This window comes from Ihubacter massiliensis (assembly GCF_024125305.1).
Classification (GTDB): Bacteria; Bacillota; Clostridia; order Peptostreptococcales; family Anaerovoracaceae; genus Hominibacterium; species Hominibacterium faecale.
Genome location: NZ_JAMXVH010000001.1, coordinates 4,282,637 through 4,307,594, shown reverse-complemented (window position 1 = coordinate 4,307,594; position 24,958 = coordinate 4,282,637). Strand labels below are relative to the sequence as shown.

The window sequence follows — 24,958 nt, the reverse complement described above, 5'->3', positions numbered from 1 at the left end:
ATTTTACCTTCCTTTCTCCGCTATCCTTTTTGTCCGGCCAGTCCCGGTATTGCGGCGCTCTGTTTTGTCCCGGAGCATGGGTAATTTTTTGTATAATAAAAGACAGTCTATAGTTGGACTGCCCAAGATTAACTCTTGAAATATTCGCATAAAGTTATAATAATAGCTAAAATAAGAAATAGTCCCGTTGGTATCCAAAATGGAGCAAGTACCCATATCCAGGACCAACTTATTTCTCCAATTAGCTTTAATACAATAAAAATTAAACCAAGTAATCCACATATTCCAACACTACGGCTACTTGACCTTTTCTCTTCTGCTGTTTTCATTTCCTCTTCTCCTCGTATTTTTTACAATAAAAGACCCCGGGCCCGAAGGTCACCGGAGTACGTTCCTAAAACACCAATAATTTTTTTGTAAGCTCTCCTTGCCCGACCACTTGGAATTTCCAGTCACCGCCTAAGTTTATTTCCTCGGGAGCCAGATTATCAAACACAATCTTTTCAAACACGCCATCCGTACGTTGTATATCTGTAGACAGCTCAAACCTTGTCACAGTTTGCAGGAAGACTGCATCAACCACCCTCGTCGTCTCCGGCTCTTCGCACAAAACGATCGAGACGTGCTGCTTCTTTACATTATACCCTTGGACCCCGATAGAGTTGACGCTTTGGGAAAGCTCCATGATCTCAATTTTGGGTTCACATTTAGCAAGGAGGATTCGTCGTCCATTTGTGATGCCAAATAATTCTCCACGCTCGCAGTAAAGCGTTTTTATTAACCGTTGTATCATTTACAATTCTCCTTTCTACTTAATTCTGATTGTAAATTTGCTTCTACAGAGGCATTGCTTCGTCAGATTCTGCTATATATTCCTCAAATTCTTTTTTTAGCTCTTCTGGCGCATCCTCTGTTAAATGCCAATTGTCTGGTTCTGGGATGAAATATGGACTATCCCAAAAAGATGGCATTATCTGTGACATATTACTTTACCTCCTTCATTAACTCTTCAAGTTGTTTTCCAAATTCAGCAGCAACTGTTCTAACATGATCCGAACACATCCACTCTGCAAAACATTCTGCAAACCATTCTGCCGCATCTTTCGTTGCATAGCCGCTAACCTCTGTCTTAATATCAGAAATTTTTAATTCACAAGCTTGCATTACCTTTGGCCTAAGCATAGAAGAGACTGTTTTCGCTTGCCATCCGTTTAACAGCTCTATATTTGTCAGGTAATCGTCAATCGCATGTCCAAGTTCGTGCATCACGATATCATTTCCATTTGTTCCTTCTGGATGAAAACCGGACTTCAAATCTTTTTCATACATTTTCTGAAGCGTTTCTGCATCTTTAAAATATTTAAGGTTCACCTCTATGCCACCGCGCCCTGTCCCAAAATAACACTGTGCATAAGTCCCGGGCTCAAGTTCTTTCGAGACAATGCTGTTTAGCTTTCCTTTTAACTGTGGGAATTTATCAAATAGCCGCTTATGAGTTTTAAATATTTCTTTTGCAATGTTTACATCAACGCCTTCTAAGTTAATTTCTTTGTTTGTGTCATATACTTTCCCGTCAATCTTCTGCACATTGAACCATCCCTGGCGCTTCATCAGCTCTTGAACTTCATGGGTGGTTGAGCAATCATCTATATTTTTTATTATACTACCGTTCTCACTGTTCTTCCACTGTTTTGGACCGTTTTCAGTAAACTGCTTCTTCCATTCCGGATACTTCATGCCAGCTGATACATAATAGGTTTTTCCATCCTCCCTACGTGCCGCTTGCATCTCGCCAGCGGTAAACTCATCTTCAAAGTATGGACAGGTGCAGGACCGGCAATAAACGTGGAAGGGCGGAGCAGTGCCTCCCGCCTCGTAGTCTTTCATGTCAAAGACTTTTCCATCCATCTCTTGGCAAATATCTGATGTGTGAGAGTCCAGCGTAGCGCATATTTCGTACCGCTCGACTCCTAAGTCATTAAAGCAGTCTTTCTGCGACGCAGAGCCAAAATAAGCCGCCTCGGTCATCACCAGGCGGCCCGCATTAGCCCTAGAGGTATTCATCTTTTTTGCAATATTTTTAATGGCCCGGTCCGGCGATGCTCCCGTAATGCACATACGAGAAAGTTCCGCATGAAGCTCATTGACCAGTTTTGTCCGGTTGCTCCAGACCCGGTCAGAAAAGTTCTTTCCATCCGGCGCCCAGGGCTTTGCTATGATCTTGTCCAGCTTGTTTTGATCGACCGCCGCAATGGGCCAGCCAATCTCAAAGCCTTTCTGCAACTCATAGGCAGTTCGGTAATAGCCATCCTGATAAAGCTTTCGCATGGATTCATCCAGCTGATCGAGCTGGTTCCCATATACCGATTCAACCGATTGCTGTACATGCAGCTTTAACGCTTCAAGCCTGGATATATGCACTCTGGCCGATGCGTTTTCAAGCTGCTTCATCCACCGCTGGTCGATGGCGTTCTCCTCGCCCCGCTTGATATATTCTTCTACGGACCAGCGAAACTCTTTCAACTCATCGGCCGCAAGCAGCTTTCGCGCCTCCGTCATGGATACTCCGTTGTTGTCAGCCAGCCGCTGATACCAGGCACGTATCTCTTTTTCGATGTCCGCTTGGGCCTGCTTATAGATACGGTCGATGTCCGGCATGATCTGCATAACATCTTCGTGCAGGGTATCCTCAAGCAGTTCAAACCGTTCTCGCCAATACTTGCTATTCTTCTCTTTTAACTGTTCAAGATTCGCCATTTACCGGATCACCACCTGGCTTGTTTGGGCTTTGGGGTGTAAAACCGAAGCCATCCAAATTTTCTTCTTGCTGCTTCTTCAGTCGCTCTAATTCCTTTTCTGGGTCCGTAACCCACGGATGATTGGCAACCAATGTCTCGTCTGAAATGATCCCTTCGGAGTTTTGGATATTCTGTATGGTCGCGGATTCGTCCATCGGCATATCTGTGTTAAAGACGAATTCCACGGTCTCATTGTCAAAGTTGCCTGCGCCGGTGTTAATCAGGTGCATATTGACAAACCAAAGCAGCTCTTCCAGTGCGGCCTGGTACTCAGTTTCCATGTCGGAAGCGTCCAGATCAATATCGTTATACATGCTCTGTATATTCATTTGATTCGGTGTGCCAGACAGCTTCTCGTCTTTTGCGTCGTAGCCCATGCAGTTTTCAACGATTGCTTTTTTAAAGATGCTTATAATCGCTTTATAGTTCTCAGAATTCACTTCCACCTGCAGAGCCTTAACATCGCCGCCGGCTCCCTGGCTGTCGTTACGAACCTTCACGGCCCCATAGGTCGATAAGTTTCGCCGGAACTCTCCCAGATTCTGACCATCATAATTGACCAGGATCAGGATGGTATTGCGCATGTCTTCTTCCATGTTGTCCTGGAAGTTGGATACAATCGTGTTCAGGCCATCCTGCAGCGATTTACAATTGACAATTAACGGCAGCTCCTCGTCATTATATTTGAAGGGGATAAACGGAAGCCGCTGCCAATTATACGCCGCGTTTCCAATATTAAACGAATTTTGATGATAGGGCGCGCACGGAATCAGAACGCCGTTGTGGTATTCAAAATATTCAACTCCGTCAAGGGTATAGAACTCGACCTTTGTAAGCGTTTCCTCCCGCTTCCCGTTGTACACCTCCACATCGTAAAATCGAATCGTGTATTCAAGTTGCGTATGATCCACATCCGCCCACCCAGGGATGAGCTCAAAGGGACGGAATCGTTTCAAACAAAACTCGCCCTGGTCATTATAGTATGGGTGCAGCCAGCCAATCCCGCAGTTCAGGCTGTCCTTTGTGACATTCTTGAGCTGACGCATAAATTTCTTCCCGAAAAATGGGGTAAGCGCTGCCTGATATTGTTCATGATCAGTTTGCACGGATAGAGGCTTTCCCACCAAATAATTGGTTTTCTGTTTGACCATTTTACGATACTGATTGTCAATCTGCCGACTATTCGGCAGGTTGTCCACAGCTTCTTTTTTTCCGGACTCCCCGATGATTGTCCGACGTTTCTGCAGGATGTCGTGATTGCCCTCATAGTAGCGCACGCCGTCCAGCATCTGCCGAAACTTTTTACTCGTCCTAAAATTGAGAATTTCATGGCTAATCAGTTCGGGTGTCGAGATGGCCTTGCTCGCCGCATCCGACACAATCCGATTTATGAAACTCGTGTTTGTAAAAATCATGTGTCCTCCTAATCAAAACTAAATGTATCTGGCATCAAAATTCGGCTAACTCCATATCGCAAAGAATCTGGCCCGTGCGAAAACTCGTGATCCGGCTTATCGGTTGGCCTTCCGTTTTTGTCCTTTGACCAACAATAATTTGTGACTTCGTTATAAAAATTTACGCATCTAGGGTGAATGACCAATGTATAGTTTTGTATTAACTGAATGCCGTGGTTCACGCTATCCCTTCCTTTTCTAGATGGTTCCGCCCAGATGCCCTCATCGCGCAGTTCAGCAATGCTTTTGGGCTCTGCGGAATCACATACAATTATTTGTCCTCCATATCCCATATCTTTTATCCTCTGCGCTATAATCCTGTTTGTTACACCGGTTTTATACCATTCATCAAAAACAAAAATCAGCCTGGCCCTTTCATAGACCATAGCTGCTATAAATGCGTTCGGGTCTGTAAAGCCGAAGTCAAGGCTAAAGGAAGACTTGATACCTTCCAGCTTTCTTACCCGTTCTATATTAAAGTCAATTTTTCTATACTTTTCAAAAATCAATCCTTCCGCAATACCCCACTCGCCATCGCCTTCAATCCGATACCGGCGCGGGTTGCTTTTTTTCATGTCAACAAAGAGCTGCCGATCGGATTCATCCAGCCATTCGTTACATTGCCAGGTCGTGGTTTTTACAAACGTGTTTTGATCTGGATGGTCAAAAAATCTCGCCTTGATCCAGCTGGTAGCCGACCAGGGATTGAACGTCATGGTGATCTGTTTAAAATAGCCTTCCGGCACTTCCCCACGAATTGACATATCCAGTTTATTAAAATCATCCTCGTTTGTAACCTCGTAGGCTTCCTCGATCCACACCCAGCATAGAACTCCCAGCGGTACGGATATGGACGTCACTTTCATGCCATCGTCCAATCCTCGGAATAGAATCTTTTGGCCTGTGGGCGCATAAGTAATTTCCATCGGGGACACGGTGCAATTAAAATAGGCGTCAACCCCCAATCGGTTGATCGCCCATTTCAAATCACTGAACACACTGTCTCTTAATGTTGTCTGATACCGTCTCACACATAGCGCGTTCGCGAGCGGATATTGCATGATCGACTTGATCATCCATAATGCCGTAGTCTTGGACTTCTTGCTGCCACGGCTGCCTTTACAGATTCGGTATCGTTTCCTTGTTTTCCAAAAATCGGCATATCCTTTGCCGATCGTATCGTACAGACTGATCTTATTCTTCATTTGGCACATCATCCATTAACACAATCGGTACTGCCCCGGTCATATTTACATTGTCCTTAAAGAGGCTGTACCGCTTGCCCAAAAGCTCTGCGGCCTTTAATCGTTCCTTTTCATCGGGCGCTTTGTCTAAGCGCCTAGCAGAAGAGCAGCCTTCTCCCTCACCTTCCACGACGACGATTTCGGACAAGCTTTCGCCGCGGAGCACAGAGGTCAAATATTTCAGCACTTCATCCTGATCGGCGATCAAATCCGCCTCTTTTTCTGCCATGCGACGATCGATATAAGCTTTAATCTGAGGTTTTCTGAGGTTATCAGCACCAGTCCTGTATGCTGTTTTATCAGAATACCCTGCCCGGATGGCTGCCTGTGTGGCATTCAAATCGATCAGGTATTCGTCACAAAACCGTTTTTGTTTTTCTGTTAATGCCATCCGGCTCACCTCGCTTTTTTCAATCTATTAATGCTAATATATTAGTACGTAATACTACTACTTTGTCCTGTCGTATTTTGTCGAATCCCCTTACCATGATATTGAAAGGAGGAGCAATATGACGTTACAAAGCAATTTTTCAAACAGCGTGAAGATCGCCTACAAAAACAGCGGCAAGACGCTATCTGAGTTTTCAAATGAAATCGGCGTCTCACGCGCTACCCTGCAGGGCATCCTCAAGGGAAGCAGCAATTCACGAACGGATACCATCGAAGTGGTTGCTGATGGACTTAATACCAATCCCCTAGCACTACTATCTATTCCCTGCGGAGAAAGTGAACTCGCATTTATACTATCTTTATTCCAATTGAGTGATGCAGCATCAGCACTTCCTGACGATGAAAAGGAAGAGCTCGCTGCCCACTGTCATGCAATGATTCGTATCTTGTTCAGCGTAAAAAATAAGAGCCCTCAGAAATGAAGGCTCCCTCAGCGCTGTATAAGCAGGGTGGGAACTCTCTTTGTACAGCGCTTGTTTCCATTGTATCCCAACTAATCCATAACAGATAGTGGTAATGTTTGGTAAGTAAAAGAGACAGGCACGGGGCTTGTCTCTTAGTGATAATTTAAATTTCAGTTTTTTATTGAAGTTTTGCAACTTCATCCATCAGTTTCATCGGTAGCAATATATTCGTCTTCTTCTATGGAATCTCTAAGTTCAAAGGTATTAATCATTGGTATTAAAATAGAGCCATTGCCACACATATGACTAGTTACACTAGATATTATTCCTCTAGCGATAGAGTAAAGTGCGGCACACCCGTTAATAGGCAACATTTCCCTTAATACTTCCTCACTATTTGGCTCGTCAATTATGAAACAGCCTTCAAGTTCTAAGCTGATGCAAGCTTTACATTCATCGTCCGATACCTCAAGGTCAATATACATCATTACTTTTCCAGCAAAAGTCTCTTCACTATCATCTAAAATAAAGGGATCGCTTACTTCGTACGAAACACCTATTTCGCGCTTTATCCCCTCATCCGTTAAATCAATAAATACAAAATCGTTTTCTATTTCAAGCTTCTTTATTCTATCTCCAATTATTTGAAAAGGCGCTTTTATCTCATTAACATCCATTATGCTACTCCATTCAAACAAACTTTATTAAATCCAGAGTGACGATTAATCTTCCAATTGGAATTATCTTGTATACCCCTAAAAAACTGCTCTTTATTTTTCATATTAATATCGAGTTCAAGATTTAACTTATCACAAATTTTTGCCAAATTCTCTACAGTAAAATTATAATCTTCACTTTCCCATTTTGATACCATGCCTTGGCTAACGCCAAGGAAATTCGCAAATTCGCACTGGTTCATTTTCATTGCTATTCTAGACTTAGTTATAGTTGCAGATATTTTGGCTAATTGTTCTGCAGCAACAATATCGCTACTTGTTATTTCCTCAGACATACTTTTAATTAAATTTTCTAATTTCTTATTCATGCTTTCTCCTCCAATTCTTCTCTTCGTTTTAAGGCGATAGGGATATGTTTATTGTAACTAGCCTTGCCTGAATCGTCTTTTTCATAAAAGCAATGCAGAATTATCGTTGATGATACCTTGTCATAAGAATATAATATTCTTAAATTCATGCCAGGGCTTATGAATTTCATAGAATATAAATTAGGGAAGCCTTGAAGCTTTTCAAAGTTATTTGTTTTTATAACATCGTTCCCTAACTCTTCAACCATTTTTATATTTTTTTGAAAAAGGTTCATGAATATTTTTGTTTTACCAGGTTTTATAACTAATTTTTCGATTTCCTCTAAAACATCTTCATGATAGTCGAATCGACTAAACAGTTCGATTAGCTTTATTTGTACTTTATGTTTATCCATATATTATACCACTTTTTGCGCTGCATATGCCTATAATATTACTTATATGTAATATTATCAAGCTTTTTTACGTATATTTAACAAATTTTCTTTTTTATATTACACTATGCTGACATTTTTGGCAAACAGAAACTCTCAAAGTCTAACGCTCCTTTGCTATTAATGATCGTTAAATTTAGTGTTACATCCAACATTATCCCTATGGCCATAGTAGCATATTGAAAGTTCTCTGGTGTACAAACCTATATTAAACACAAAGTTATTGCGCTACGAGCTTCTATGCTTTTCTATACAACAAAAGCTCCCACAAGGGGAGCCTTTGTCATATATATTTATGCTAAGAGGAAGTCGTAAGCCTTTTTGACTTGGTACCATTATAGCACGGCTATTTTGTTGTTTGTGTTTCACTTTGCGAATCCCAAAATCTTTTCAGTATAGATGCTATTCCTGCTCTCGAATACCCCAGCTCCTCCGCAATCTCCTCCTGCGTGAGTCCATTAACATATTGCAGCCGCAGGATGTCCCTCGTCTGCGGGTCCTCCACCCCATCCAGCCACTGTTCCAGTTTGGATATTTCGGATTGGATGGAACAGAGCTTTTCATTCAGCCGGCGCTTGAGGCGGTCATACTGCTCCGTCGAGTATCCCCTGATCAGAATTGTCCGTGGAAAGCCGGTCCGGTAGTCCTTTGCCGAATCAGCAACATAGGAACCCGTCCGAAATGGAAGGTCCCTAATCTGTTCTTCTAGGTGCTCCGCCTCTTTGATGAGTGCCTTTAGCTTTTTTAACCGCTCTTTGGTCAATACTCTACCTCCTCACCCTCTTATCCACCGTCTCCCGCTTGTAGCTACTCCAGCCGGTATCTTTGTCCCGCTCTGCCTTGATCCGCTCTCTGCGCTCATTTTGTGCCTGCTCATACTCTGCATAATACGGACAGCGAGTGTGGCAGCCTGGGGTGCGCTCGGGGCAGGATTTACAGGGGTTAATCATTTTGTACCTCCTGATTCCAGCATTCTTCACAATCTCCACATAAGCACTCATCAAGACTTTCCTTCTGCCCATACAAACATCCTCTGCATACGTTACAGCAGATTTTGCTGTCGGAATACGTGGACTTAGGGAACTTTTCTTTGAAATCCATCAAATACGTCCGTACCGGATGCTCTTTGGCCCATGTGGATACAATCTTTTCTGCTTCGTCTGGGTTGCGCAGCGTCCACATTTTACATGCATCACCGACGAAATACCCATCCTGGTTGATTGGACATTCCCGGCATGGTTGTTTTCTGCACATCCTTTGCAATTTTTTTGTAAATTCTTTAAATTCCATTTTTGTCCTCCCGCATTATATACTCTTTGCCTGTAAACTGATCTTTGATAATAACCTGTCCATCACGGGCACCTATGCCAATGCAAGTGTCTTTACACATACTGTCAATAAGGCGCATTATGCTATTTACCTCCTGCTCTCTGTCAGCAAGTAATTTATCCATTGATATCATTTTAGCCATCACCGCTCACCTCCCAGCTCCGGGTTGTCCGAAATCCTTACATACGCTTCCATATTCTATCAGTAACTTTGTAAGTACAGATATTGTTATCTCACCTCCCTGTTGTGCGAGAGGTTTAAAATAGCTTAGCTCTTCATTTATCCGTCCCATAAATTTGCCCCTTGTATATGTATCGTAATTGTCAAGATAGACTATATCCCCTTTTTTCATTCCGCTTCCTCCAATTCTGCTAATTTAGCGTAGTTCCAAGATGTTGCATGCCTAGAGTTCGTCCAGCTTGTACATCCAAGATCAAAGGCATATACTTGCCCGTCCTCATACTTTGCAAAATGACGCTTTACCCACCCTGCACACTCTGCATTTTTAACCAATACCGGCGTATCCACGGCCACCTTGCTCCAATCCGTCTCAGGCTCTTTATATTCTTCCTCTAGCCATAGAGGATACAAGAAGTTTATACACACAGTACAATTGATTTCTTCGCAATCTCCCCCAGAGTTCTCTTTTATTAGCCTGCAAATCTTTGATGATTGGCGACTTTTGATAGATTGCATTATTTCATCCTTATACTTCTCTCTATTTTTCATTTCTCTCCCTCCAATTCTGCCAGCCGTTCGCCGCAATATGGACAATATGCTATGCCAAACGCTTGGTTTTTCCCCTTACTGCAATTCACTAAGTACCATCCAGTTTTGCCCTTAATCTCAAGTTCCTGCACAGCAGTAAAATTATCGTCATCACATTTCTGGTTTTTTAAGCACTTACATTCATGTTCTCTCATTTCATACCTCCCATTTCAGGCGTTGTCCGCAATACCGGCAATACTTATCATTGCTTAAGAACTTACCACATACAGGACATTTTGTGAGTTTGCACCCCTTTCGAAATGCTACATTTCCGACGTTTACATCTTCCTTTATAGAGTGTATGGTTATGACATTCTTCGCTACCTGCTTTTCCAGAGCTTCTATTGCCATATCCAGGGCTTTTACCCTCTTATTAGCAAATTCTCCAGCTTTTCCACCTTCTTGCAGCATTCCTTGCAAGCTTGTAGCTTCGTATTCAAGTTGTATTATCGCTTCCCGCTTATTCATCCCTGCCACCTGCCTTTGTTGCTCCAGAGCCCTCACGTCGTAGGCGGTCGGCTGATCCTCAACAATCTTAATGACCTCTGCGACCCCTTTTGGGTTATTTGCACTGTACACGGCTGCAATTAAGTCACGTTTTAATTTGTCTGCATCTATCAGTCTCATAATCTATTCCTCCTTCCTCCCCGCAAAGCCATTTTTTAAAATATCTTGTGGTCTCTGAGTTTTAACGGCTGCTCTGCGGGGACGATGTATTCCAACCCGCCTATCTATGGAATTTGACGTTTACCGGCGGGCGTTTGGTTGTTATTGTTTAGCTTCTAATTCCTCAATTATCCGATAATACTCTGACATCGGAATTTCTTCCATGAAGTCCGCAAGACTGATATCTCCATGACCATCAATCATCCCGTATAAAGCGTTCTTGTACATCCACAAGTTATATCTCACACGGCCATATATGCCGTATTCAAATGGCCACGATCTCAAACAGTTAATGTCGTGAATGCTTGCATAATTAGTAACCTCCTCGTCAAATGCCTTTTGAGTTTTGGAATTTTTCTTAAACTGACACATTCCGTAAGGGCCAGAGCCTTTCATTAGTTGGCTTTTAAATTTTTCCTTCATGTCACGATCAAGGTCAACTGTCAGTCTTTCTGTATAGCAAAAGTCTGATTTGTGTTCGTCCGTATCAATTCCATGTTTTTTAAGGAATTTCCTTGTCAGTTCTCTGTAATCATTTATTGCACGCTTCTGTGTAACGTATTTCCTATATAAATCAGCATTCTGATCTGTAATTTTAAATGCTTTCTGCATGTTCTACCTCCACAATTTTGATTTCTGTCCTCGGTCGCATCCTATCCCAATCCCCCCGGAGCCGCAGGTCAATGCAACGAAAGCTGTCGTCCTGTATGATTCCCGCCTGCACAAGCCCGTCGAGGATGAACTTCCCGCTGTAGTTGTCCGGGTCACGTCTACCCCGTGTCGGGAAGAAATAGGTAATCGTCACCACGGCCCTCTCAAACGGTTTTTGCGGTGCCTTTCCCTTGCAGAGCCACAGCAGCAGATCAAGCCATTCTTTCTTTGCTGTACGGTATTCCCAGACGTTCCTGCGGCCTTTAAATTTGTTATCGCTGGGCGGTATCTGGTTGACTACGATTACCATGCCACCCCATCCACACGCTTAAGGGTATCCGCTGTCTGCCAGTCCTTATAGCTCAAGCCTTGCTTACGCATTTCGGCCTCGATCTTGTCCGCCCGGCTTGGCCGGATTGGCACCGGTGTATCGTCAACCTTTGCTTTCGCCCGGCGTGGGTTCGGGGCCATTGGTATGCCGGTCATTTCCGATAACCCTTTCAGTCCGCCGACACGGCTTAACAGATTTGAGTCAAGTCCGGTCATTTCCTTCAACTGTTGCCTTAATGGCAATGTATTAAGCCCTAGAGCCTCTTTACAGTCCAGCACCCGCTGTATAATTTCAGTCTGAGTTAATTTTGTCGCCATATTTGCTCACTCCTCTTTTAAAACGGACAGTCTTCCGGATCGACAGCTTGGAAGCCTTCCGGGATATCTTCGGATTGTTTGTCATATTCCTTCTGCCGGTCGCTTTTCTGCTTTTCCGATTCTCCCCAGTCTAAAAACTCTACGTTATTGGCGACCACGTCCGTTGTGTAAACGGCCGCACCATCTTTGTTTGTATATTTTCCTGTCTGTATGCGTCCCTGGATTCCAACAAGCCTGCCTTTGTTCAGGAAGCGTTCACAGTTCTCAGCCTGCTTTCCGAATACAACCACGTTGGGAAAATCAGTCTGTTTCGGCCTGTCGGCCTTTGCCGGCCGGTTAATCGCCACGCTAAACCGGGCAACCGCAATTCCATCCGTTGTATATCGCACGTCCGGATTTTTTGTTAAGCGGCCAATTAATACGACGCTGTTCATTCCACACCTCCCACAATTTTTTTATGGTGTTTCACGTCTTTTAATTTATGTGTTTCTACGGTAAAAACTATAATTGGTTTTTCGCCATGCCGTGTGTCTGCCGTTACGATTTTTCCGGTTTCGGTCTTGTGCTTATCTGGGTTAATCCATGTGTAGAGCTTCCCATAGATTTCATGCTTCCCATACACAACTTCAACCTCTTGTTCGTCTTTAAGCTTTTCTGCCAACCGTTTCATTTTTTTGCGTATAATTGCATTAACTTCTTTTTCGCCGAACATGATTTTCGCCTGATACATCATGATACATACGTCGGCGATTTCTTCCTGCACGTCCACCTTCGTATCTCCGCACGGGTTTCTGTGATATTTGCTGAGCGCAACCCCCAATTCGTCCATTTCCTCATGGCACATTCTGATCTGTTCATCTTCTCCAAATGTGGTAATGGCTTCTTTGAGGATTTCTGTATCGGTCAGTTCCGGCTCAACAAGTCCGGCAATCATATCTTCATACCACCACCACGCTTCATCATCTTCCCGCATAAAATAATAATCGTATAATCCGTTACTGTTGCATTTTGTAACGGTCACGGTCTTTCCTTGCCATTTGTCCATTTTTCCTTCTGAGTTCCTGAAGCGACATTTGCTTATATCGTCTTTAATTCTTACTACGTCCCCTACTTTGTATTTCATTTCTTCGTTCCTCCTATCTGCAAAGCCCCATTAAGAGCCTGCCTCACTTTATCCGGTAATTGCTCCTGCGCTTTGCGGCGCTCCCTGATTACTTTCACCCGGTTATAAAACTGACCTCTCGTAACCGTGTTGATCGTTGACCTGTCCGTGTTCCCCAAATCCCTGAGTTCGGCCGGGCTTCCGACAAATTCCTGACATTCGGGAGGAAGCTTATAAAATTCTTCCTTGGCATATCGCCCGCTATTTCGGATTGCCTTCATCAGCAGCCGCCACAACTCATCCGTGTTGTCACTTCCAATCAGCAGGTCGATTTGTTCTTGCATCCCCGCTATTGTCGGCGGGTACTTATTCGCCTTTATGTAATTTTTGAGCGCTTGACCGACGATAGCCATATCCAGCCCGCCGAAGGCATCCATCCACAGATTTACCAGCGCCCGGCGATCTTCGATGCTCATGTCCCGATAGGTTGCCGGATAGTTTAGTTTTAAAATTGTCAGCAATTGCTTAATATCGTTCTCTTGCATATCCCCCTCCTATAAATTCATAAACCCGCCATCGTCCTTCTGGGCTTTATCCTCTTTCCTCGCCCAGTTCAGTATTGTTGCATAATGGCTCTCATACTTCTTCCCTTTGCTCGACATGTAGGACGATAACCGTTCAATTCTGTCCTGCCAGTCATACGGAAAACGCTCTTGCAGTTTTGCTAGTTCTCTATCCGTCAGACGGACGTTTTTAAATTCGCCATATATATTCTTTAATTCTTCTTTATTCTTCTTGGGTTCTTCTTTAGTTCTTCTTGTTTGTGTACCTTTTGACGTTTTTTTCCTGTCCTTGTGCTGTACCTTGCCATGTCCTTTTGTTGTACCTTGTGTTGTACCTTCGTCCGTTTGTTCCCCCTGATAAATCCCGTAATTTTCAATGGTTATGAGTGTTCCTTTTGCTGTACCTTCCGCTGTACCCATTTTTAAGCTTTCCAGCAGTTTTAGGTATGCTCTTACTTTGTTTCTGCTCCACCCCCACCTTTTTGACAATTTTAGTTCGGAGGTGAAGTATTGACCACGCTTAATTTCAACGACCTCATTCCCGCAGATGAACCGACCATCCGCATGATTGGCCTTCATGACCAAATCCCAAAACGCCTGACCTTTTGTAAACGGTTCCAGCAGCCAAAGCTCATTCTCGGCAAGGCTTCTATGGCATTTTACCCAGCTCCCCATTGCTGCATCATCCTTTCAAGTTCATCCGGTGGAAGGTATTCGATATCAAAGTCTTTGCAGTATACAATCACCTCGTCGATCAGGCGGGCCATCTGCTTGCTGTCATAGGTCGATGAGCCGTAATAGAGACGGACGGTCTTAACATCTGCCACGCTGTCCACAAGTTCCGCAAACCAGCCGGTCCCGTTATGTTCCCAGCCAGAAGCAAGACTCTTTACAGCTTCCTCTGGCACTTGCACATCCGTAAACACGCCTACTGATCTGATTGCGGATTGATAGACGGCCTCTTTCGTGCTTTGGATTTTCTCGGCGATTTTGTCGCAAAGTACCCACATATACGCATTTGCGTCGAGAGAGCGCTTTTTCTTCGGTTTGAGCAGTCTTATGACGTAGCCTAACAGGTCTTTTCCAATCGCCTGTCCCGCCTTGTTTACGGCCCCGTTTTGCCCCCTGTCGGCAAGGATGGTAATCACGGCATCCCCGTCAAAACGAGTCGATACGTCTATGATCTTCTTCACTCTCAATTCCAGCATATTTCTGATACCTCAACTTGCTTTCGTCCCAATCGGGATACTTACTTTTAAGATGCTCACGAATCAGCTCCTTAATGGCCTCATGCTCATCCTTGCTCCGGCTATTGTCGTACCGGTCATGGCATCGGCGGCAAAGAGTTACGATATTTTCTTCAATTCCAAGCCCCCCATTCGCCCGGCTGATGTAGTGCGCCTCTGGCAGTCCATTCGGGGAGCCGCACAAAATGCAGCACGGCCACCCGTCTATGCTGTCCCGCTCCTCAACCCTTTGCTTTACCTTTTTGGTGATTGCGCACGCTTTCGCTCGTTTGCTGCTGATATTCTTCATGTCGGAAACCTCCCTTTCCTAAGTGCTCTGCAAAGTTCTTTAAGCTTTGGCAGGTATTCATTTTGTATCCATTGTTTGTCGTATTCTATCCGGTAAAATTTGATTCGTTTGTCGTCCACCGGAAGAAAATAGTTGTCGTATTCTTCCGGTATCAATCCATATGCCACGATGTACAAATTGGTTGTTTTCATGGCATACATTTCGACCTGCGCTTGCCGCCAATACCTGGTTGTTACTTTAAATTCTTTGTCCTGGCTATGGGTCTTAACCTCGTAAATGGTCCCATTTTTGTCCCCGTCGTAATTGACTCTAAGGCGGTATTTCTCAATGACAATCTGGTGGTCTTTACGGATCGTCGGGTCAACGGCATCCAGTATCTTATGTTCCCATGCCGTCCCCGCCGCCATCGCCTTGCTAGTGAACTCGTTTTTATGTAAGTCCAGCTTTTCCAGCCACCAATAGTAAAAACTCTTTGTATCTCGATTTTTTGTGACAACAAAATTTGTGTCGCTAGCTCCAAACCAACCACTCCGATCCGGGTTATGTATCATAGCTCCCGAATCCTTTTTTCTAACCGTTCCAGCATGTCATAGTAAGTAAAGTACGCTACCAACTCATCTTTGGTACAGCCCAATTTTTCAGCCATTTCGTAGTAGTCCATTCCTTTCTTCATCTTTTCTGTTACAAGAAGCTGCATACGCTCTTTGCATTTCATCAGCTTGTGTTTGCTCAAGTCCTCGTCTGCACTCTTTCCCAGCGCATCCTCTTCCTTTTGCCAAAGGTCGAATCCAAGTCCGGTATGGATGGCTATACATTTTACAAACGCCCTTGTCTGGCAGTTCCAAATTCTTTGCTGGGACATTGAATTATCTTTTACAGGGTTACTGCCATTCATCAGCGGGGCACGGAACCGCCAAGTATCAGAATCAACCGTTACGAGGACCTCAACCTCATAGCATTGATTTGTTACACCATTCTTATCCGTAAATAGCCGATCTGTCATAAACAGACTGCTCCCCGTTCTTTCGTTTATCACAGGCTCAAAATATACCTTCTCCGCCCCGTTTTCATGAAGCAAGTCAACACATTTTGCCCAATTCAGGTAAAGAATGCCATCCCGCTTGCTACAGTATTCGGTAACATCTATCTTTCTAAGTTCTTTATAGCTTTTTAGCATTTCTTCTCTCCTTAAATTCTTCCGTGTTCTCTAACCAATGACAGACCGCTTGTTCTGCCTGATCTTCCGTAAATCCCGTGTTATGTATCAGTAATTTAACGGCATTGCGCATAATGAAATCAATCGTATCCATGCACACCGGGCAATATACCTGCCCATGCTCCGCTATGCTCCCGCAGTCACAAAGGGTCGGTGGTTCATGATTTGTATATCTGGCCGCAGCGGATTCATTGGCTACAGCGTTTGCATCATAATAGTTCAAATAGATTCACCTGCCTATCTTCTCCTTGATTCTTCATATTTTCCGCCCGGCGCCGCATGGTATTTGACTTTGATAGATAGTCCCTTAAAAAGCAATCCAGCTCTTTCTGTGTTCGTATCAACCAGTAGCCTTTATCTTTAGATGTTCCATTTACCCGGACGCCCTTTTCTCTTAAATCCTCGATCATGCCTCGGCCTGTCCGATCACACACGGAAAATGTTCGCATAATATCTTCCCGTGTGACCGGATGCTCCTTAGTTGCATTATCCAGCATATTCACCAAGACGATCTCCCGGCTGGAGAGATTAAATTTTTTAATTAATTCCTCGATCATTGACATCCTCCTTAAAATGAGGTATCTTTAAATTGATTTATTCTGTGTGTGCCATTTCGGAGTTGCCGCTCCCGGCACACTTTTTTTCTACATTCACGATTTCTACTTTAAGCTGTTCTTTCGTTTCTACATGATTATCAAGAGCCATTTCTATAAATTCTTCCGCTGCTTTGATTGACCGAAATCTAAATGCAGCATTTAAGTATCCTTCTGATAAAGTAACTTCAATCATTTTCTTCCTCCTTGATGAGATAAATTTCATTCGCACGCTTTACGACTTTTACGGGATAGTTTTTAAGCCTAACAAGGGAACGAAACGAATTTGCCTTTGTTGTTGCGTCTGTGCATGATCGAAATGTAATCTTCATACATTTTTCTTGTTTTTTTATTAGGCGTTCAATCAGTTTTATATTTTCACCCTCTATTGGTTTTCTCTTTTTCTGCGGAACTTCATTGCAAAATTCTATTTTCATATGTTTCTCCTCTCATATTCCGTATTTATATATCGTCCCTGTCAGCCATAACGCTGGAAACATTGCTAATGCTCCGATGCCCAGCCAGCCGGCAATCTCTAGCAATAACCATTTCATGCGCTGCCTCCGTTCCTGATCTGATCCGCCAGCCGCTCCATATCCTCCTTGTAGAGGTCCACAAACGGCTGATAGAACCGGTCTTCTGACATATCCGCTTTGCCGGCAATTCTCTCGCCGATCAGTTCACCGGTTTCCCGGTCGATGGATAATATTTTTTTCATTAACATGTTTTATCACCTCACCTCCTTATCCTGTTTTCTTCGCCTTGTCCCCTCGTGTCGTCTATGCTATAATTTTGATATATTTTTCAGCGGGAGGGTATAACATGCTTATCAGGCCATGCAACAAAGTTCTTAAAGCCATAAACTATAGCTGCCAAACCAAATCTGACAAAACTGACAGCCTTTCGTTAATGGTGTATTTCAATAATCGCACCAACAATCTTGATTTGCATGAGTCTATCCGTCAGCTTATCAAGGACGGATATGTAACTGCCATTGAACATACTGGATATTGGGATGAAATAGCACCTACATATAGAGGTCGCCACTATTCACAATATCGTTGGGTCGTTGCGAAAGAAGTTTTATTGAAATCATTTCTTATACCTGTTGCTGTAGCCCTGGCCACCACACTTATCACTTTAGCAATAAGTGGTCTTTTAACATAACATTGAGCTGAATATCGTTGCAGCTATCGACGCTACAATAATTGGAGTTACATATTGTAAAACCGCGATTCTTCTATCTAATCGTCTTTGCCGTTCAGCAATGGACATCTGTTTACGCTTCTGCATATCTGCCTCACCTCCTATCCGGTTTTCTTGGGCTTGTTTTCCAGCAATTTACTTTTTGCTCATTCTCCCTTATACTGTGTATACAGGCTCCCGCCAGGGCTGAGTACATACGAAAGGAGATTAACTCATGATCTTGTCAATCTATACGGATTACTGCCCGCACCTCAAAATGGAACACAGCATAGAGATAAGATATTCGAAAGTTCCGATTAGCGGTTCTCCAAATGAACATTTCAAAAAAGTTTCTGCTTTGTGCGACCATGTTGATTCTTGTAACCATCTTGATGAGTATGGAAGGTGTCCGCTCTTCAAAGCAGCGCCTACTCAACCATACTAATTTTTTTATTCATATTCTTTGCAATACTGCCGATCTTCGGTATCCAGTCGCCTTTGCAATCTTTCCACAGTTCACATTTGCTACAGGGCTTACCGAAGTCGGCTGTTTCATTTTCAGATGCCTGCCTTCGAAATTCATCGAAGTGATTTAGTAGACAGATAATCGCTTTCTCTGTTTCTTTTTCAGTCATATTCCTCCTCACCTCCTATCCGGTTTTCTTGGGCTTGTCTTCGGTTTAAATTCTTTGCGCTCTGTGATATAATTTTTTCAGCAAATACTGAAAGGAGAATTTTCTCTCATGCTAAATTTTTTTGAATTTCTCGTTTCGTCAATAACCAGAGAAAATCTAACCTTTGTTGCCGCGCTCATTGGCGCTGTAGGCGCTATATACTCTTATTTTCGACAAAGGAAAAAGGTCAAACTCCACATTCTTGAAATTAGGAACGCAGATTCCGGTTTTTTTATCCGTTGCTGTATAAGCAATCAGTCCAATCTACCTATCTCAATCACAGAGGTTACCATAGAGGAATCATGTGGCAATCAAATCACTTGTTTCCCCGACTCAACTTCGATGCAGATTTCTATTGTGTCCGACAAAATCTCTACTTGCCAATTTCCGATTACGCTTTCTACCTTGGAAGCTTTTACTGGTTGGATTGGTTTTCCTATTCCAGAAAAAGGCGCTTTACTTTCTCCCAAGCATCTGACTTTTCGATTTCAGACCACTCGTGGTAAGATAAAGATAAAAGCACTTCCACTTTCTGGGGTTTATCACAGCCGAAATAGAACTCGGTAACATTCAACTTCTTTCCCCTTGCAATAACTCGTATTTTTCCTACGAGTGCCTCAACGTTGAGCAGTTCTCTCAATATTGCTTGCCATTCATTTTTTGATATCCACATCTTTTTCACCTCATTTCTTTATATTTCGTATAGCTGACTATACTTTAGTTGCAAAAAAATTATTGCTGTATCAATGTATCCGTAGATACATTTAACGCCTTTGCTAATCGGACTAGAGTTCTAGATGTGATTGTATTAACCTCACCATTTTCTATCCGATTGATAGTTACTCTTCCCACTCCTGATTTTTTAGCCAGTTCAGACTGAGATATGCCTATCTCTTCCCTTACTGCCTTTAACTTGAATTCCACTTTAGCACCTCCTTTCACTAGATAGTATAGTTGACTATACGACACATGTCAACACTTTTTTGTATATTCGACTATACTTTTTTCTTGACCTTTTTGCTATTATAATGTATAGTAGAATATACAAAGAAAAAGAACTGGAGGAATTAAGTATGTATTTAGGCGGAATTATAAAGGCATACCGAGATAAACATGAACTAAGTATGCAAGCGTTTGCAGATAAATGCGGCCTCTCTAAAGGGTATATAGCTATGCTCGAAAAAAACTTAAACTCTAAGACAGGCGAACCAATCGTGCCATCATTAGAAACATTTGTAAAAGTATCAGCCGCTATACACATGAGTCTTGACGAACTTCTTGATATTGTTGATGAAAATCAGCCAATTGATATATCTGGAAAAAAGAATGTATCTGCATTGTCTTCGCAATTTGATAACATCTTCCCCATAGAAGTAAAAAAATTTCCTCTTCTAGGCGAAATCGCCTGCGGGGAGCCAATATTCGCAAACGAAGACCGTGAAAGTTATGTGTTAACAGGCACTGACATTGCTGCGGATTTCTGCCTGAAAGCTAAAGGCGATAGCATGGTTGGCGCACGAATACTTGATGGGGATATCGTTTTTATTAAAAGACAGGACATTGTGGAGGACGGCGATATTGCTGCTGTAATAATTGACGACGAAGCCACCTTGAAAAGGGTTTATTATCAGAAAGAGAAAAATTTTATCACTCTACAGGCTGAAAACCCAAAATATCCACCCATGTCCTTTGAAGGTGAAGAACTTGATCATATAAAAATTTTAGGAAAAGCCGTCGCTTTTCAAAGTGATATTATTTAATCATTATTATAATTAGTAAATTTAATATTGGAGGAAACCATGAAATTTTTTGGCAGAAAAAAAGAAAAAAAATCTACAGCAACGCTTTTAAATCGTCCGATTAACGATTTGGATGCTGAACAACTCAGCAGTTTCCACAAAGAAGCATCCGATAAAGCTTACGCCCACTATCAAAACACAGTTAACAATATCAGCCCACACAATATGGATATAAGTGACTATGATCGCAGCCCATTGTCTTCTACTGAAATCTTTTTCTTGGATTATTTAGATGGATTGCCCATAATAAATCCTATTATTGCTCAATACTGGTATTACGACTATGGACTTGATTATCAAACAGCAATAAAAAAATTCATAGGGCAAGAACTCCTCGAGGTCTCGTGCGCCTCATTAAAGAAAATGAAGGTTCCTGAACTAAAAGAGATTTTAAAGGAATATAAGTTACCAGTTAGTGGAAAAAAAAGCGAATTATGTTCAAGAATAACAAACTCAATCTCTCCCGAACAATTAAATAAAAGCTTAAAGGACAAAGGTGAATTTTATCAAGTCACGCAAAAGGGCAATGATTTAATAAAAACAGTTACACCATCTGCCACTAAAAATATCGAGCTCGAAAACAAGTGTATTGAATTAATTTCAAACAGGCTTTATAATGACGCTTATCTTTTAGTCGCCGATTTTAAAAGGGGCAAACCGGGTAATTCTGGCCTTGGAATTGATTGGAATCATGAATATAACGCTGGACTAAGTGAGCATAGCATTGCCCAATACAATCAGATCGTGGAGCATTCTTCTTTTAATTACACTCTAACCAAAGATCGTGAAATAGAACGCCCCATTCGTGCATCCATAGTATTTTGCCAGATGATGGGACTGGGACAACGGGATATATGGAAAATAATTAAAAGGATTTATCTTGAAGCGGGCAAATCTTTTGATGAAGACGCCCAAAACATAATCAAAGGGCGTTTACTTTAATAGCTAAAACAAAGGCCCCCATCACTGGAGGCCAAAGAAAGGAAAACAGCAATGGAATTAAGCATTGAAAAATTGCGTAAGCTATGTACAGCGGATAACATACGAATAACTATGCACGCCGCAAAACGGCTGGAGCAAAGGGGAATCTTGCTCAAAGATGTAATTGCCTGCGTACAGAGCGGCAAAATCATCGAACAATATCCCGATGATCACCCATTCCCAAGCTGCCTGATACTTGGATATTCTGTGGGGGACAAACATCTGCACGCGGTGATCGGCTCCAACGATGAATTTTTGTTCTTAATCACTGCATATTATCCCACGACGGATAAATGGGAAAATGACTTTGAGACAAGGAAGGAGAAATAATATGACCTGTTTCTATTGTAAAGGCGATGTAGAAAAAACAACCACGACCTATATGACGGATCACCAAAACTGCTATATTATCATTAAAAACGTGCCCTGCGAAAAATGCACGCAATGCGGGGAGGAATACCTGAGTGGTACCACCTTAGAAAAAATCGAAAAAATCGTTGAGCGTGTAAAAAACACCTTGACGGAAATCGCAATCGTGGATTTTACGCAAGCAGCCTGATATAAAAACAAAAGCCCCGCCAAAGCGGAGCCAATGCCATGGTCACACATAATGCAACACATGATTCACAAACATATTGTATCATGTCTAGCCAGGGCATTGCAACCCCTGGCTTTTCTATACGCAAAAATCAAGAAAGGAATGATCCATCATGAAAACAGCATGGGCATATGCCCGATTCAGCAGCGACCATCAGCGGGAAGAATCCATTGATGCCCAGCTGCGGGCCATAGAGGACTACTGTGCGAAAAACGGATACGTCCTGACAAATATATACCGTGACGAAGCAAAGTCCGCCACAACGGACGACAGGCCGCAATTTCAGCAAATGTTCAGCGACGTTAATGCCTCCCCGCCCGATGTGGTCATTGTACATAAACTCGACCGGTTTTCCCGGGACCGATACGACAGCGCTTTCTATAAACGCAAGTTAAAAGAAAAAGGCGTACAGCTGCTATCTGTCCTTGAGAATATTGACGGTAGTCCGGAAAGCATCATCCTGGAATCTGTACTGGAAGGTATGGCTGAATACTATTCCCGCAACCTGGCCAGGGAAACGCAAAAAGGGAAGCGTGAAACAGCTTTCCAGTGTAAACATGCCGGCGGCCGGCCTCCCCTTGGTTATGCTGTAAATGATGATGGGACATATAGCATCGATCCAATTGAATCAGCCTGGGTCCGTGCGGCCTTCGAGATGAAAGCAAACGGAAAAAGCTATGGCGACATTGCGGAGTATTTGAATGGAATCGGAGCACGTAGCAAAGCAGGAAAGAAATTTACCAAAAATAGCTTCCACGATCTCTTCAAGAATGAAAAATACAAAGGCGTTTACATCTATGATCGGGCGGCGGCAAAAGTTGGCGGTAAACGGAACAACCATGCGACGAAATCGGAAGATGAAATTATCCGCATTGAAGGCGGGATGCCTCAGATCGTTGATGAAGAAACCTGGGACTATGTAAATCATATGATGGGAGATCGAACAATGAATGCAAGACATAAGGCAAAAAGAACTTATTTGCTGTCAGGGATTATTGCCTGCGGAGAGTGTGGCAGTCCCATGTCCGGTAATACCCGCAGAGCCGGCCGGAACAAGACGGAATACTCCAGCTACGAATGCAATCGCCGGCGCCGGGAAAAGACCTGCACCAACAAGGATATCGGGAAAAAGCAGGTTGAGGAGTTGGTTGTAAAATATCTGATGGATGAGTTTTTTACAGAAGAGAATGTCAGCAAGTTAGCTAAACGGATTGTTGACTTCCAGCGCTGCAGAAAAAGTGAAACCGGCAGCGAACTGGCAGTGCTCAAAGCTGAGCTGTCCAGTCATGAAAAGGAAATGCAGAACATTGTCCGCGCTGTTGAGAAAGGCATGTTCGCAGACTGGATGGTAGAGTCCGGCAACGCCCATGATGAGCGGATCAAGTACTTAAAAGGCCGGATCAGCTACATTGAAAATATGCAGGATGCAGTTTCCCTCACCGAACAGCAGGCTTATGATTACATCATGAAAGACAGTGATCTGAATGATAAAAGTCCGGAGCAGCTCAAGCTGGTCATCCAGACATACGTTGAAAAAGTATTAGTTTTTAAGGACTGTATTGAAATCCATTTAATCATAGACGCAAACAATCCCGGAAGCAAATGCCTCCAGGATTGTGGATACGATGGTGGAGATGGCGAGAATCGAACTCGCGTCCGAAAGCACTTCCGCGGGAGTTTCTCCGAGCGCAGCTTTTGATTTAAAAGTTCGCTTCCATGCGCGCCCAAAAGCAGGCTCGCATATCGGCTATCCTGTTGTTCCCCTATGCTACCAGGAGCTCACATAGAGTTTTCCTGTATGTTTGACGTCAGATTCCGGGCCTACAGGTGAACTCGGGCTGACGTTCGCGCAGAACTACGCTGCTAATGCGAAATTGTTGTTTGTTTTTTTAGCGTTTATATTTAACGTGCCCCTTTTAACGCAGACTGGGCAAACTGCGGCTCGCTTCTCCGGCTTCACTACCCCCGTCGAAACCAAAGACATCCCCAAATTGCAGCGGAGTAAAATTCCTCCGCTTTTTATTATTTCTATTATACCACAATCTGTTCGATTTAAACTAGTCTTCTTTCACTTCTGCTATTTTTTCTTCCAGTTCTGTGATCAGGTCCATCTGTGCCTTAATATCCTCGCACATGGCCCCCACTGCCCCGTCTACCGCAACGCCTTCCATATACTGATCAAAGTAATACTTTCCAATTTTCTTTTCCGTTGCGGAAATCTCTGATTTGGCTGAATTGATCTTTGTTTTCAGCTTGCCGATCTCGACCAGATCACCGGCTTTATCTGCGGCTTTGCTCGCCGTATTCTTGGCAGCTTTTCCTGCTTTGTTAAAAAAATCCTGCATCTTCAGCACCTCACTTTACTTTCTCATAGCCTGCTGCATTCTTCTGTCAGCATCCCTTTTGGCAATGGTATTTCGCTTATCATAATCCTTTTTGCCCCGGGCAACAGCAATTTCCAGCTTTGCCCGCCCCTTTTCATTAATATACATCCTAAGGGGTACCAATGTCAAACCTTTTAGCGTCGTGTACCCGATGAGCTTGCGGATTTCCTGCTTATGTAACAGCAGCTTGCGCGGACGCAGAGGCTCCACATTAAAGCGATTCCCGTGCTCGTAGGGACTGATATGCATGCCATAGATGATCATTTCCCCATCCTCAATTTTGGCATAGCTCTCTTTAATATTTACTTTTCCCTGGCGGATCGACTTGATCTCCGTGCCCGTGAGCACGATGCCCGCCTCATAAGTTTCTTCTATAAAATAATCGTGTCTGGCCTTCTTATTATTGGCCACTACTTTCTTTTCACTCATAATCCTC

Annotated in this window: 45 protein-coding genes, 1 other RNA gene and 1 pseudogene; 7 read left to right on the top strand and 40 right to left on the bottom strand. The window is 43.2% G+C overall.

What is annotated here, in order from left to right; translation table 11 throughout:
- Positions 1–128: 128 nt before the first annotated feature.
- The 7 genes from NIA71_RS19815 to NIA71_RS19785 form a co-directional block, all read right to left on the bottom strand.
- Positions 129–329 (bottom strand): hypothetical protein, encoded by a 201-nt coding sequence (locus NIA71_RS19815; protein ID WP_148399195.1) that lies wholly within the window; start codon positions 327–329, stop codon positions 129–131.
- A gap of 65 nt (positions 330–394) precedes the next feature.
- Positions 395–793: a hypothetical protein gene (locus NIA71_RS19810; RefSeq protein WP_148399196.1), complete on the bottom strand. Its 399-nt coding sequence runs from the start codon at positions 791–793 to the stop codon at positions 395–397.
- 43 nt (positions 794–836) lie between these two features.
- The gene (locus tag NIA71_RS19805; RefSeq protein WP_253021261.1) at positions 837–983 is read right to left on the bottom strand and encodes a hypothetical protein; all 147 of its coding nucleotides are present in this window, start codon (positions 981–983) and stop codon (positions 837–839) included.
- 1 nt (position 984) lies between these two features.
- Positions 985–2,757 (bottom strand): minor capsid protein, encoded by a 1,773-nt coding sequence (locus tag NIA71_RS19800; protein WP_253021260.1) that lies wholly within the window; start codon positions 2,755–2,757, stop codon positions 985–987.
- Complete coding sequence (locus tag NIA71_RS19795) at positions 2,744–4,213, bottom strand: phage portal protein (protein ID WP_148399197.1); 1,470 nt, start codon at positions 4,211–4,213, stop codon at positions 2,744–2,746. The genes NIA71_RS19800 and NIA71_RS19795 overlap by 14 nt, the downstream gene beginning before the upstream one ends.
- Before the next feature lie 8 nt (positions 4,214–4,221).
- Entirely contained in the window at positions 4,222–5,457 is a 1,236-nt protein-coding gene (locus tag NIA71_RS19790; RefSeq protein WP_253021259.1) for a PBSX family phage terminase large subunit, read from the bottom strand.
- On the bottom strand, positions 5,447–5,887 hold the full coding sequence (locus NIA71_RS19785; RefSeq protein ID WP_148399171.1) for a terminase small subunit: 441 nt from the start codon (positions 5,885–5,887) through the stop codon (positions 5,447–5,449). The genes NIA71_RS19790 and NIA71_RS19785 overlap by 11 nt, the downstream gene beginning before the upstream one ends.
- Positions 5,888–6,005: 118 nt before the next feature.
- On the opposite strand from NIA71_RS19785, the gene NIA71_RS19780 reads away from it, so the two are divergent.
- A complete protein-coding gene (locus NIA71_RS19780) occupies positions 6,006–6,368 on the top strand; it encodes a helix-turn-helix domain-containing protein (RefSeq protein ID WP_148399170.1) in 363 nt (120 codons plus the stop codon).
- A 179-nt stretch (positions 6,369–6,547) separates the two neighbouring features.
- On the opposite strand, the gene NIA71_RS19775 is transcribed toward NIA71_RS19780, so the two are convergent.
- From NIA71_RS19775 to NIA71_RS19645, 27 genes are all read right to left on the bottom strand, one after another.
- Positions 6,548–7,027 (bottom strand): hypothetical protein, encoded by a 480-nt coding sequence (locus NIA71_RS19775; protein ID WP_148399169.1) that lies wholly within the window; start codon positions 7,025–7,027, stop codon positions 6,548–6,550.
- Positions 7,027–7,395, bottom strand: a complete 369-nt coding sequence (locus tag NIA71_RS19770) for a helix-turn-helix domain-containing protein (RefSeq protein WP_148399168.1) — start codon at positions 7,393–7,395, stop codon at positions 7,027–7,029. Before NIA71_RS19770 ends, NIA71_RS19775 begins: the two co-directional genes overlap by 1 nt.
- On the bottom strand, positions 7,392–7,790 hold the full coding sequence (locus NIA71_RS19765; RefSeq protein ID WP_148399167.1) for a type II toxin-antitoxin system RelE/ParE family toxin: 399 nt from the start codon (positions 7,788–7,790) through the stop codon (positions 7,392–7,394). Before NIA71_RS19765 ends, NIA71_RS19770 begins: the two co-directional genes overlap by 4 nt.
- Positions 7,791–8,175: 385 nt before the next feature.
- Complete coding sequence (locus NIA71_RS19760) at positions 8,176–8,592, bottom strand: sigma factor-like helix-turn-helix DNA-binding protein (protein ID WP_148399166.1); 417 nt, start codon at positions 8,590–8,592, stop codon at positions 8,176–8,178.
- Between the two features lie 4 nt (positions 8,593–8,596).
- Positions 8,597–8,779, bottom strand: a complete 183-nt coding sequence (locus NIA71_RS19755) for a hypothetical protein (protein ID WP_148399165.1) — start codon at positions 8,777–8,779, stop codon at positions 8,597–8,599.
- A complete protein-coding gene (locus tag NIA71_RS19750) occupies positions 8,772–9,119 on the bottom strand; it encodes a hypothetical protein (protein ID WP_148397347.1) in 348 nt (115 codons plus the stop codon). The genes NIA71_RS19755 and NIA71_RS19750 overlap by 8 nt, the downstream gene beginning before the upstream one ends.
- Entirely contained in the window at positions 9,109–9,300 is a 192-nt protein-coding gene (locus NIA71_RS19745) for a hypothetical protein (RefSeq protein WP_148397348.1), read from the bottom strand. The genes NIA71_RS19750 and NIA71_RS19745 overlap by 11 nt, the downstream gene beginning before the upstream one ends.
- A 6-nt stretch (positions 9,301–9,306) precedes the next feature.
- On the bottom strand, positions 9,307–9,510 hold the full coding sequence (locus NIA71_RS19740) for a hypothetical protein (protein WP_148397349.1): 204 nt from the start codon (positions 9,508–9,510) through the stop codon (positions 9,307–9,309).
- Positions 9,507–9,887: a hypothetical protein gene (locus tag NIA71_RS19735; RefSeq protein ID WP_253021258.1), complete on the bottom strand. Its 381-nt coding sequence runs from the start codon at positions 9,885–9,887 to the stop codon at positions 9,507–9,509. Before NIA71_RS19735 ends, NIA71_RS19740 begins: the two co-directional genes overlap by 4 nt.
- Complete coding sequence (locus NIA71_RS19730) at positions 9,884–10,081, bottom strand: hypothetical protein (RefSeq protein ID WP_148397351.1); 198 nt, start codon at positions 10,079–10,081, stop codon at positions 9,884–9,886. The genes NIA71_RS19735 and NIA71_RS19730 overlap by 4 nt, the downstream gene beginning before the upstream one ends.
- Position 10,082: 1 nt before the next feature.
- Positions 10,083–10,553 carry a hypothetical protein gene (locus NIA71_RS19725; RefSeq protein WP_148397352.1) on the bottom strand — a complete coding sequence of 157 codons (471 nt, stop codon included), beginning with the start codon at positions 10,551–10,553 and terminating at the stop codon, positions 10,083–10,085.
- Between the two features lie 141 nt (positions 10,554–10,694).
- Complete coding sequence (locus NIA71_RS19720; protein ID WP_148397353.1) at positions 10,695–11,204, bottom strand: hypothetical protein; 510 nt, start codon at positions 11,202–11,204, stop codon at positions 10,695–10,697.
- Positions 11,188–11,553, bottom strand: a complete 366-nt coding sequence (locus NIA71_RS19715) for a hypothetical protein (protein ID WP_148397354.1) — start codon at positions 11,551–11,553, stop codon at positions 11,188–11,190. Before NIA71_RS19715 ends, NIA71_RS19720 begins: the two co-directional genes overlap by 17 nt.
- Positions 11,547–11,891, bottom strand: coding sequence for a hypothetical protein (locus NIA71_RS19710; RefSeq protein ID WP_253021257.1), 345 nt, complete (start codon positions 11,889–11,891; stop codon positions 11,547–11,549). The genes NIA71_RS19715 and NIA71_RS19710 overlap by 7 nt, the downstream gene beginning before the upstream one ends.
- A 17-nt stretch (positions 11,892–11,908) precedes the next feature.
- Positions 11,909–12,325 (bottom strand): single-stranded DNA-binding protein, encoded by a 417-nt coding sequence (locus NIA71_RS19705; RefSeq protein WP_253021256.1) that lies wholly within the window; start codon positions 12,323–12,325, stop codon positions 11,909–11,911.
- The gene (locus tag NIA71_RS19700) at positions 12,322–13,014 is read right to left on the bottom strand and encodes a hypothetical protein (protein ID WP_148399230.1); all 693 of its coding nucleotides are present in this window, start codon (positions 13,012–13,014) and stop codon (positions 12,322–12,324) included. Before NIA71_RS19700 ends, NIA71_RS19705 begins: the two co-directional genes overlap by 4 nt.
- Positions 13,011–13,538: a replicative helicase loader/inhibitor gene (locus tag NIA71_RS19695; protein WP_253021255.1), complete on the bottom strand. Its 528-nt coding sequence runs from the start codon at positions 13,536–13,538 to the stop codon at positions 13,011–13,013. Before NIA71_RS19695 ends, NIA71_RS19700 begins: the two co-directional genes overlap by 4 nt.
- A 9-nt stretch (positions 13,539–13,547) precedes the next feature.
- Positions 13,548–14,135 carry a hypothetical protein gene (locus tag NIA71_RS19690; RefSeq protein WP_253021254.1) on the bottom strand — a complete coding sequence of 196 codons (588 nt, stop codon included), beginning with the start codon at positions 14,133–14,135 and terminating at the stop codon, positions 13,548–13,550.
- A gap of 80 nt (positions 14,136–14,215) precedes the next feature.
- Positions 14,216–14,764: a hypothetical protein gene (locus NIA71_RS19685; protein ID WP_253021253.1), complete on the bottom strand. Its 549-nt coding sequence runs from the start codon at positions 14,762–14,764 to the stop codon at positions 14,216–14,218.
- Positions 14,715–15,092, bottom strand: coding sequence for an HNH endonuclease (locus tag NIA71_RS19680; protein WP_253021252.1), 378 nt, complete (start codon positions 15,090–15,092; stop codon positions 14,715–14,717). The genes NIA71_RS19685 and NIA71_RS19680 overlap by 50 nt, the downstream gene beginning before the upstream one ends.
- Positions 15,089–15,643, bottom strand: a complete 555-nt coding sequence (locus NIA71_RS19675) for a hypothetical protein (RefSeq protein ID WP_253021251.1) — start codon at positions 15,641–15,643, stop codon at positions 15,089–15,091. Before NIA71_RS19675 ends, NIA71_RS19680 begins: the two co-directional genes overlap by 4 nt.
- Positions 15,640–16,269: a DUF1071 domain-containing protein gene (locus NIA71_RS19670; RefSeq protein WP_253021250.1), complete on the bottom strand. Its 630-nt coding sequence runs from the start codon at positions 16,267–16,269 to the stop codon at positions 15,640–15,642. The genes NIA71_RS19675 and NIA71_RS19670 overlap by 4 nt, the downstream gene beginning before the upstream one ends.
- The gene (locus NIA71_RS19665) at positions 16,253–16,531 is read right to left on the bottom strand and encodes a hypothetical protein (protein ID WP_253021249.1); all 279 of its coding nucleotides are present in this window, start codon (positions 16,529–16,531) and stop codon (positions 16,253–16,255) included. The genes NIA71_RS19670 and NIA71_RS19665 overlap by 17 nt, the downstream gene beginning before the upstream one ends.
- The gene (locus NIA71_RS19660; RefSeq protein ID WP_148398969.1) at positions 16,518–16,865 is read right to left on the bottom strand and encodes a hypothetical protein; all 348 of its coding nucleotides are present in this window, start codon (positions 16,863–16,865) and stop codon (positions 16,518–16,520) included. Before NIA71_RS19660 ends, NIA71_RS19665 begins: the two co-directional genes overlap by 14 nt.
- A 37-nt stretch (positions 16,866–16,902) precedes the next feature.
- Positions 16,903–17,097, bottom strand: coding sequence for a hypothetical protein (locus NIA71_RS19655; RefSeq protein ID WP_253021248.1), 195 nt, complete (start codon positions 17,095–17,097; stop codon positions 16,903–16,905).
- Positions 17,090–17,338, bottom strand: a complete 249-nt coding sequence (locus NIA71_RS19650) for a hypothetical protein (RefSeq protein ID WP_253021247.1) — start codon at positions 17,336–17,338, stop codon at positions 17,090–17,092. Before NIA71_RS19650 ends, NIA71_RS19655 begins: the two co-directional genes overlap by 8 nt.
- Before the next feature lie 113 nt (positions 17,339–17,451).
- Positions 17,452–17,625, bottom strand: coding sequence for a hypothetical protein (locus tag NIA71_RS19645; protein ID WP_253021246.1), 174 nt, complete (start codon positions 17,623–17,625; stop codon positions 17,452–17,454).
- A 98-nt stretch (positions 17,626–17,723) separates the two neighbouring features.
- Here NIA71_RS19645 and NIA71_RS19640 point away from each other — a divergent pair, with 98 nt between their 5' ends.
- Positions 17,724–18,068, top strand: coding sequence for a hypothetical protein (locus NIA71_RS19640; protein WP_148399148.1), 345 nt, complete (start codon positions 17,724–17,726; stop codon positions 18,066–18,068).
- Positions 18,069–18,514: 446 nt separating this feature from the next.
- Here the strand turns inward: NIA71_RS19640 and NIA71_RS19635 are convergent, their stop codons facing one another.
- From NIA71_RS19635 to NIA71_RS19625, 3 genes are all read right to left on the bottom strand, one after another.
- The gene (locus NIA71_RS19635) at positions 18,515–18,721 is read right to left on the bottom strand and encodes a hypothetical protein (protein WP_148399147.1); all 207 of its coding nucleotides are present in this window, start codon (positions 18,719–18,721) and stop codon (positions 18,515–18,517) included.
- 475 nt (positions 18,722–19,196) lie between these two features.
- Complete coding sequence (locus NIA71_RS19630) at positions 19,197–19,433, bottom strand: hypothetical protein (protein WP_148399146.1); 237 nt, start codon at positions 19,431–19,433, stop codon at positions 19,197–19,199.
- Between the two features lie 59 nt (positions 19,434–19,492).
- On the bottom strand, positions 19,493–19,684 hold the full coding sequence (locus NIA71_RS19625) for a helix-turn-helix domain-containing protein (RefSeq protein WP_148399145.1): 192 nt from the start codon (positions 19,682–19,684) through the stop codon (positions 19,493–19,495).
- Positions 19,685–19,833: 149 nt separating this feature from the next.
- On the opposite strand from NIA71_RS19625, the gene NIA71_RS19620 reads away from it, so the two are divergent.
- The 5 genes and pseudogenes from NIA71_RS19620 to NIA71_RS19600 all read left to right on the top strand — a co-directional run.
- A complete protein-coding gene (locus NIA71_RS19620) occupies positions 19,834–20,520 on the top strand; it encodes a helix-turn-helix domain-containing protein (RefSeq protein WP_253021245.1) in 687 nt (228 codons plus the stop codon).
- A gap of 39 nt (positions 20,521–20,559) precedes the next feature.
- The gene (locus NIA71_RS19615; RefSeq protein WP_148399144.1) at positions 20,560–21,501 is read left to right on the top strand and encodes an SAP domain-containing protein; all 942 of its coding nucleotides are present in this window, start codon (positions 20,560–20,562) and stop codon (positions 21,499–21,501) included.
- A 51-nt stretch (positions 21,502–21,552) separates the two neighbouring features.
- The gene (locus tag NIA71_RS19610) at positions 21,553–21,870 is read left to right on the top strand and encodes a DUF4258 domain-containing protein (RefSeq protein ID WP_148399143.1); all 318 of its coding nucleotides are present in this window, start codon (positions 21,553–21,555) and stop codon (positions 21,868–21,870) included.
- Between the two features lies 1 nt (position 21,871).
- Positions 21,872–22,099, top strand: a complete 228-nt coding sequence (locus tag NIA71_RS19605) for a type II toxin-antitoxin system MqsA family antitoxin (protein WP_148399142.1) — start codon at positions 21,872–21,874, stop codon at positions 22,097–22,099.
- Positions 22,100–22,250: 151 nt separating this feature from the next.
- Positions 22,251–23,288: pseudogene (locus NIA71_RS19600) on the top strand (recombinase family protein); the annotation flags it as partial.
- 476 nt (positions 23,289–23,764) lie between these two features.
- Here NIA71_RS19600 and ssrA read toward each other — a convergent pair.
- From ssrA to smpB, 3 genes are all read right to left on the bottom strand, one after another.
- Positions 23,765–24,126, bottom strand: a transfer-messenger RNA (tmRNA) gene (gene ssrA / locus NIA71_RS19595).
- 69 nt (positions 24,127–24,195) lie between these two features.
- On the bottom strand, positions 24,196–24,483 hold the full coding sequence (locus tag NIA71_RS19590; protein ID WP_148397795.1) for a hypothetical protein: 288 nt from the start codon (positions 24,481–24,483) through the stop codon (positions 24,196–24,198).
- Positions 24,484–24,498: 15 nt separating this feature from the next.
- A complete protein-coding gene (smpB, locus tag NIA71_RS19585; RefSeq protein WP_148397792.1) occupies positions 24,499–24,951 on the bottom strand; it encodes an SsrA-binding protein SmpB in 453 nt (150 codons plus the stop codon).
- Positions 24,952–24,958: the final 7 nt, after the last annotated feature.